The organism is Pseudomonas sp. 1L-E-NC-VB-C3 (genome assembly GCF_057291535.1).
In genome coordinates, this window is the sequence record NZ_JBXAWD010000026.1 from 23,743 (window position 1) to 30,589 (window position 6,847).

Here is a 6,847-nt window from a genome sequence, read left to right on the forward strand (position 1 = left end):
GAGCGGTTGCGGGGCTTTTTGCCGTCAGTCGGTTGCTTGACCCTTGTCACAATTACGCGGGTATCGAGGTCTACAATCGAAGCCTCTGCGATACATCTTTTACGCAAGGGAGGTCAGCAATGAAGATCCTGATAAAAGAAGTGGCAAAGTCTCAATGGCAGGTGCGCCTGGACCAGCACGTCGTAACCTTTCGCAGTGAAGCCGAGGCTCTGGCCTTCACTCGCACCCTCGAAGCGCGACTCTGCGCGCCCCACCGAATCCCCGAACCCAGCCAGCAGCGCGCCGCCGGCTGAGCTCCAAAGTCGAGCGTTCAGACCTGGGCTTGCGCCAACGCCTGGGCATTCTGCAAACGCCGGGTGAGCAGCGCGACGCTCACCACCAGCAAACCGCACAGGCTGATGACCATCGCCATCGGCACGGCGCTGCCGTCGTGCAACACCCCCACCAACGCGGCGGCACCGGCGGCGATGCTGAATTGCAGGCAACCGAGCATTGCCGATGCACTGCCGGCACGGGCGCCCTGACCGTTCATTGCGCAAGCTGAGGCGTTGGGAATGATGCAGCCGAGGCTGGCAATGCAGATGAACAGCGGAATCAGCAACGGCCACAACGCCTCTGGACGCATCGCGCTGACCGCCAACAGCGTCAGCCCGGCGAGGAAATACACCCACACCGCGCGCACCAGCAAGAACGCCGGGCCACGCTTGGCCAGCAGACGCGCATTGACCTGCGCCACCAGAATGAACCCCGCCGCGTTGGTGCCGAACAGCCAGCCAAAATGCTCGGCGGGTACACCGTAGAGCTTGATGAACACAAACGGTGAGCCAGCGATGTAGGCGAACATGCCGGCGATCGCGATGCCACCGGTCAGGGCATGGCCCAGATAGACCGAGTCCTTGACCAGTCGCGCGTACTGGCGCAACGCACCGGACAACGGCTGGCGCGGCACGTGGGCCGGCATGCTTTCCGGCAGCCCCAATGCCACCGCCAGACCCGCCGCCGCACTGAACCCGGTCAGGACCAGAAAGATCGACTGCCAACCCGTGGTGTTGACCAGCAGCCCGCCGAGCATCGGCGCCAGAATCGGCGCCAGGCCCATCACCAGCATCAGTTGGGAAAACACCTTCGCCGAGCCCACCGCGTCGTACTTGTCGGCGACCACCGCACGGGAAATCACCATGCCCGCACAACCACCGAGTGCCTGGACGAAACGCGCGCCGATCAGCCATTCCAGGCTCGGCGCGTAGGCGCATGCCAGTGACGCCAGGGTGAACAAAGCAACGCCGCTGAGCAGCGGAAGCCGCCGGCCGAAACGATCGGAAATCGGCCCGTACGCCAGTTGGCCCAGAGACAGACCAAGGAAGTACGCCGCCAGCGTCAGCTGGACATGCTGCTCATCGGTGCCGAAGGCCAGCGCCATGGCCGGGAACGCAGGTAAATAGAAGTCGATCGCCAAAGGACCGAAGGCGCTCAAGGCGCCGAGTATCAAAATCGTGCGGAAATTCATCAGGCATCCAGGTGGGCAAGTCGCAGCCCGACAGTCTAGCCGCGCCCGGACGCCTTGAACATTCCGATAGCTCGCTAACGATCAATTTCAGACGAGCTTCACCTCATAACCCTCTTCGCGGATCGCTGCGATGACCTGATCGGCACTCAGCGCACTTTCGACGCCGACTTCCTTGGCCGCCAGATCCACCCGCACGCTGGCTGCCGGATCCAGCGCCTGCACCGCAGTGGTAATGGCTTTGACGCAATGACCGCAGGACATGCCTTGAACGTTGAACACTTGCATGGGAAGACTCCTTTGAGTGAGGTTGCCGGCAGTCTCGAGCTTGCCACGATGGCAAGGTCAAGTTCTGCGAAAAACTGCCGGGCTGGCAATCGGCGCTGCGCTCGGCCAAGCTGCGTGTATCAATGACTGAAATTCAGGAGATTCAGCCATGCGCTGGTCAGCTTTGGGCCTGTTTGGCTTGCTCAGCCTTTTCGCCGCCGTCCCGCAGGTGCAAGCCGCCGGCGAGGATTACGCGGTACTGATCATTTCCCGCGAGCGCCTCGAAGTGGCGACCTCGTGCGAGATCGGCGTGTACATCCAGGATCAGCTCTCGGCGCGCCTGTTCCAGGAGCAGAGCACGTCGTTCAACTTGCCGCCGGGCAAGGTTTCGCTGCGCTTGAAACTGCTGCCGGGCCAGGCACCGGGTTGCAACCCCGGCATGCTCGCACCGGGCTCGCAGGAAGTCGTGCTGCATGCCGGGGATGTGCTGAAGTTCCGCCTGGCGATGAATGCCGAAGGCGTGTACCTCAAGCCGGCTGGCCTCGGTTACTGAGCAACCGCCTCGACCTGTGGGAGCGAGCCTGCTCGCGAAAGCGCCGGGTCAGCCAACATGATTGCTGAATGATGCACCGCATTCGCGAGCAGGCTCGCTCCCACAAGAATGGTGCTTGACCTTGCCCGCATGGCAAGGTTGATCCTGTAGACGTCCACTACAGGGAGCGCGACCGATGTCCGAATCCACCACTTTCGATCTGCCGATTGCCGGCATGACCTGTGCCAGTTGCGCCGGGCGTGTCGAGCGAGCCCTGCGCAAGGTCAGCGGCGCCAGCACCGTCAGCGTCAACCTCGCCACCGAACAGGCTCGGGTGCAGGCGCCCGGCGACAGCCTGCCGGCGCTGATGCAAGCCGTGGAGCGCGCCGGTTACAGCGTGCCCCGGCAAACCGTCGAATTGAGCATCGACGGCATGACCTGCGCCTCCTGCGTCGGTCGCGTCGAACGTGCCCTGAGCAAAGTCCCAAGCGTGAGCAGCGTCAGCGTCAATCTGGCCAACGAACGTGCGCACATCGAATTACTCGGCCAGGTCGATACGCAAACCCTGCTCGACGCGGTGAGCAAGGCCGGTTACTCGGCCAGCGTCTGGCAAGCTGAACGGCCACAGTCCGATGACCAGCAAAAACGCCTGCATCGCGAGCGCTGGGCATTGATCTGCGCGATCGCCCTCGCTCTGCCGCTGGTGTTGCCGATGTTGCTGCAGCCGTTCGGCATTCATTGGATGCTCCCGGCCTGGGCGCAATTCGCCCTCGCCACACCGGTGCAATTCATCTTCGGCGCACGCTTTTATGTTGCGGCGTGGAAAGCCGTGCGCGCCGGTGCCGGCAACATGGACCTGCTCGTCGCCCTCGGCACCAGCGCCGGTTATGGCCTGAGTGTCTATGAATGGGCCAGCGCCGCCGGACGCATGCCGCATCTGTATTTCGAGGCCTCGGCGGTGGTCATCGCTTTGGTGTTGCTCGGCAAATATCTCGAGAGCCGCGCCAAACGCCAGACCGCCAGCGCCATCCGCGCCCTCGAAGCGTTGCGGCCGGAGCGCGCGATTCAAGTCATCGACGGGCGTGAGCAGGACGTCGCGATCAGCGCCCTGCGCCTCGACGATCTGGTGCTGGTCAAACCCGGCGAACGCTTCCCGGTGGATGGCGAAGTCGTCGACGGCCAGAGCCACGCCGACGAAGCGCTGATCAGCGGCGAAAGCCTGCCAGTGCCGAAACAACCGGGCGACAAGGTCACCGGCGGCGCGATCAATGGCGAAGGTCGTTTGCTGGTGCGCACCCAGGCGCTCGGCGCGGAAACCGTGCTGGCGCGGATCATTCGTCTGGTCGAAGACGCGCAAGCGGCGAAAGCGCCGATCCAGAAACTGGTGGACAAGGTCAGCCAGATCTTCGTGCCGACCGTGTTGCTGATTGCCCTGGCCACGCTGATCGGCTGGTGGCTGTACGGCGCACCGCTGGAAACTGCGGTGATCAATGCCGTCGCCGTACTGGTGATCGCCTGCCCGTGCGCCCTCGGCCTCGCCACTCCGACGGCGATCATGGCCGGCACCGGCGTAGCGGCGCGCCACGGCATTCTGATCAAGGACGCCGAAGCGCTGGAGCGCGCCCATGAAGTCAGCAGCGTGGTGTTCGACAAGACCGGCACGCTGACCTCGGGCACGCCGCGTATCGCGCACTTCAGCGCGGTCGATGGTGACGAAAATAATCTGCTGACCTTGGCCGGTGCCTTGCAGCGCGGCAGCGAGCATCCGTTGGCCAAAGCCGTGCTGGATGCAGCCGCCGAACGCGGCTTGAACGTGCCCGATGTCAGCGACAGCCAGGCGCTGACCGGGCGCGGCATTGCCGGCACGCTGGATGGCCGGCGCCTGGCGCTGGGCAACCGGCGGATGCTCGACGAAAGCGCCTTGAATGCCGGTGAATTGAGCACATCCGCCGAAGCGTGGGAACGCGAAGGTCGGACACTGTCGTGGCTGATCGAACAAAGTCCTGAGCCGAAGGTACTGGGTCTGTTCGCCTTCGGTGACACGCTGAAACCCGGCGCACTGCAAGCGGTGCAACAACTCGCCGCGCGGGGTATCCAGAGCCACCTGCTGACCGGCGACAATCGCGGCAGCGCACGGGTGGTGGCCGAGGCTCTGGGCATCCAAAATGTCCACGCCGAAGTGCTGCCGGCCGACAAAGCCGCGACGGTGGCCGATCTGAAGAAAACCGGCGTGGTTGCCATGGTCGGCGACGGTATCAACGATGCCCCGGCCCTCGCCGCCGCCGACATCGGCATCGCCATGGGCGGCGGCACCGACGTTGCCATGCACGCGGCCGGCATCACGTTGATGCGCGGCGATCCGCGACTGGTGCCGGCAGCGCTGGAGATCAGTCGCAAGACCTATGCGAAGATTCGCCAGAACCTGTTCTGGGCCTTTGTCTACAACCTGATCGGCATTCCGCTGGCGGTGTTCGGCTTCCTCAATCCGGTGCTGGCCGGTGCGGCGATGGCGCTGTCGAGCGTCAGCGTGGTGAGCAATGCGCTACTGTTGAAAACCTGGAAACCCAAGGACCTGGAGGAACACCGATGAACATCGGCCAAGCGGCCCGACAAAGTGGCCTGAGTGCAAAAATGATCCGCTATTACGAATCGATCGGCCTGCTCAAAGCGGCCAATCGCACCGACAGCGGTTACCGCGTGTACGGCAGCGATGACCTGCACACGCTGGCGTTCATCAAGCGCTCGCGGGATCTGGGCTTTTCCCTGGAAGAGGTCGGCAAGCTGCTGACCCTGTGGCAGGATCGCCAGCGTGCCAGCGCCGATGTGAAAGCACTGGCGCGCCAGCACATCGACGAGCTGAATCAGAAGATCCGCGAGCTCGGCGAGTTGCGTGACACCCTGCAGGATCTGGTCGAGCATTGCAGCGGCGACCATCGCCCGGACTGCCCGATCCTCAAGGAGCTGGCGTCGGGCTGCTGCGCGCAACCCGCTCGCGCCTGATCCGCAACAGCGTCACCACGCACAGGGTGCCGAGGGGAATGCCGTGGAACAGCATGACCACGGCCCCCGGCGTCCACCACGCATAGAACGGCGCAGCGACCAACATGCCGATGCCGAAACCGCTCATCTGCAGCAAGGTCAGCACGCTGAAAATCGGCAGGCGCAACGCCGCAGGTTCCCGTTGTAGCCGTGACATCAGGCTGACTTCGGAAACCCCGTCGCCAAGCCCCGCCGGCAAGGCGAACACCAGCAGACCGTAGAGGCTGTGCTGCTGGAACATCAGAATGAAACCGCAGGACATCAGCGCCACGCCGCAGAAAAATCTTCTTTCGAGGTGGCTGTTCTCCGAGCCCTTGAGGTGACTGGCGATGCGTGCGCCGAGCAGTTTGCCGCTGGCCCATACCGCAAGCGCCAGGCCCAAGGTCGTACTCGCCGCCTCCGGCGTGAGCAGTTTCGAAATGATCGGGAAGCCGACGTTGTGCGCGGCGCTGCCCAAGGTATCAGCCATAGTCACCGCGAGCATGGCCGCGACCACAGGCGCCGAACGCAGGCCCTGCCGTAGCGCAAACCATTCACCGCGCTCCGGCTGTTCGATGACATCGTTTTTTTCGAAACGCAGCGGCACGATCAGCAGCGCCGCAAGCAAATAGGTCAGCGCGTTGAGGGCGAAGACCGTTTCAAAACCGAAAGCAGCCACCAGCAACCCCGACACCAGACTGCCGCCGACCATGGCGGCTGAAGAGGCTGAGGTGATCCAGGCATTGGCCTTGAGCAGCTGCGCCGGCGCGATCAAACGCGGCAACTGGCTGTTGAGGCCGATGGCGAACATCGAATTGCCCAGGCCGAGGCCGAAGGCAATCAACGGTAACAGCCACGCCTGCTGACTCGCCGGAGTGATCAACAGCAGCCCCAGCAGCGCCGCACGCAACAGATCGAACGCAATCAGCGGCGCGCGGCCCTGCCAGCGTCGGTAGAAGCGTGTGCCGATCAGGCTGGCAAAAATTCCGCCACCGACGCGGCTGGCAAGGAAAATCCCGACGCTCATGGCGCTGTTGCTTAACAGGTAAACGTAGGTGGCGAGCGCGACCATGTTGAGGAAGGCGCCGAAATCGGAGATCAGCCGGGCGGTTACGATCAGGTGGGTGTTGCGTGGGGTGGTCACATTCAGTCCTTGAGTGTGGTTGGAGCGCTGGACAGTAGACGCGAATAAGCCAGGATCCGAAAGCCCCCTCACCCTAGCCCTCTCCCAAAGGGAGAGGGGACCGATTGGGGGATATTTGGGAGATACACCGACCTGAACGTTTTTCTTTGAATCCACAATCGACTCGGTTTTTTCAGGTCGATGTATGGCTAAAGACACCTCGGTCGGCCCCCTCTCCCTCCGGGAGAGGGACCGATTGGGGGATATTTGGGAAATACACCGACCTGAACGTTTTTCTTTGAATCCATAATCGACTCGGTTTTTTCAGGTCGATGTATGGCTAAAGACACCTCGGTCGGCCCCCTCTCCCTCCGGGAGAGGGACCGATTGGGGGATATTTGGG

General features: G+C 63.1%; 7 protein-coding genes. 4 read left to right on the forward strand and 3 right to left on the reverse strand.

Annotation, left to right across the window (positions count from 1 at the left end):
• Positions 1-119 precede the first annotated feature (119 nt).
• On the forward strand, positions 120-293 hold the full coding sequence (locus AC0Z5Z_RS26345; protein WP_016771823.1) for a hypothetical protein: 174 nt from the start codon (positions 120-122) through the stop codon (positions 291-293).
• Positions 294-310: 17 nt separating this feature from the next.
• Here AC0Z5Z_RS26345 and AC0Z5Z_RS26350 read toward each other — a convergent pair whose 3' ends face one another.
• Both AC0Z5Z_RS26350 and AC0Z5Z_RS26355 read right to left on the reverse strand, forming a co-directional pair.
• A complete protein-coding gene (locus AC0Z5Z_RS26350; RefSeq protein ID WP_485611846.1) occupies positions 311-1,507 on the reverse strand; it encodes a multidrug effflux MFS transporter in 1,197 nt (398 codons plus the stop codon).
• Positions 1,508-1,594: 87 nt separating this feature from the next.
• Positions 1,595-1,792 (reverse strand): cation transporter, encoded by a 198-nt coding sequence (locus AC0Z5Z_RS26355; RefSeq protein ID WP_041479643.1) that lies wholly within the window; start codon positions 1,790-1,792, stop codon positions 1,595-1,597.
• A 148-nt stretch (positions 1,793-1,940) separates the two neighbouring features.
• On the opposite strand from AC0Z5Z_RS26355, the gene AC0Z5Z_RS26360 reads away from it, so the two are divergent.
• From AC0Z5Z_RS26360 to cueR, 3 genes are all read left to right on the forward strand, one after another.
• Positions 1,941-2,324 carry a hypothetical protein gene (locus AC0Z5Z_RS26360; protein ID WP_024011458.1) on the forward strand — a complete coding sequence of 128 codons (384 nt, stop codon included), beginning with the start codon at positions 1,941-1,943 and terminating at the stop codon, positions 2,322-2,324.
• 175 nt (positions 2,325-2,499) lie between these two features.
• Positions 2,500-4,893: a copper resistance metal-translocating P1-type ATPase CueA gene (cueA, locus tag AC0Z5Z_RS26365; RefSeq protein ID WP_485611847.1), complete on the forward strand. Its 2,394-nt coding sequence runs from the start codon at positions 2,500-2,502 to the stop codon at positions 4,891-4,893.
• Positions 4,890-5,303 carry a Cu(I)-responsive transcriptional regulator gene (gene cueR, locus AC0Z5Z_RS26370; protein ID WP_016771827.1) on the forward strand — a complete coding sequence of 138 codons (414 nt, stop codon included), beginning with the start codon at positions 4,890-4,892 and terminating at the stop codon, positions 5,301-5,303. Before cueA ends, cueR begins: the two co-directional genes overlap by 4 nt.
• On the opposite strand, the gene AC0Z5Z_RS26375 is transcribed toward cueR, so the two are convergent.
• Positions 5,257-6,465, reverse strand: a complete 1,209-nt coding sequence (locus tag AC0Z5Z_RS26375) for an MFS transporter (RefSeq protein WP_485611848.1) — start codon at positions 6,463-6,465, stop codon at positions 5,257-5,259. The genes cueR and AC0Z5Z_RS26375 overlap by 47 nt on opposite strands.
• Between the last annotated feature and the right edge of the window lie 382 nt (positions 6,466-6,847).

What these genes read in the sequence shown, in the direction of transcription:
- AC0Z5Z_RS26355 (WP_041479643.1), bottom strand. Translation starts at nt 1,792, where the DNA reads ATGCAAGTGTTCAACGTTCAAGGCATGTCCTGCGGTCATTGCGTCAAA.
- cueA (WP_485611847.1), top strand. Translation starts at nt 2,500, where the DNA reads ATGTCCGAATCCACCACTTTCGATCTGCCGATTGCCGGCATGACCTGT.
- AC0Z5Z_RS26345 (WP_016771823.1), top strand. Translation starts at nt 120, where the DNA reads ATGAAGATCCTGATAAAAGAAGTGGCAAAGTCTCAATGGCAGGTGCGC.
- AC0Z5Z_RS26360 (WP_024011458.1), top strand. Translation starts at nt 1,941, where the DNA reads ATGCGCTGGTCAGCTTTGGGCCTGTTTGGCTTGCTCAGCCTTTTCGCC.
- AC0Z5Z_RS26350 (WP_485611846.1), bottom strand. Translation starts at nt 1,507, where the DNA reads ATGAATTTCCGCACGATTTTGATACTCGGCGCCTTGAGCGCCTTCGGT.
- cueR (WP_016771827.1), top strand. Translation starts at nt 4,890, where the DNA reads ATGAACATCGGCCAAGCGGCCCGACAAAGTGGCCTGAGTGCAAAAATG.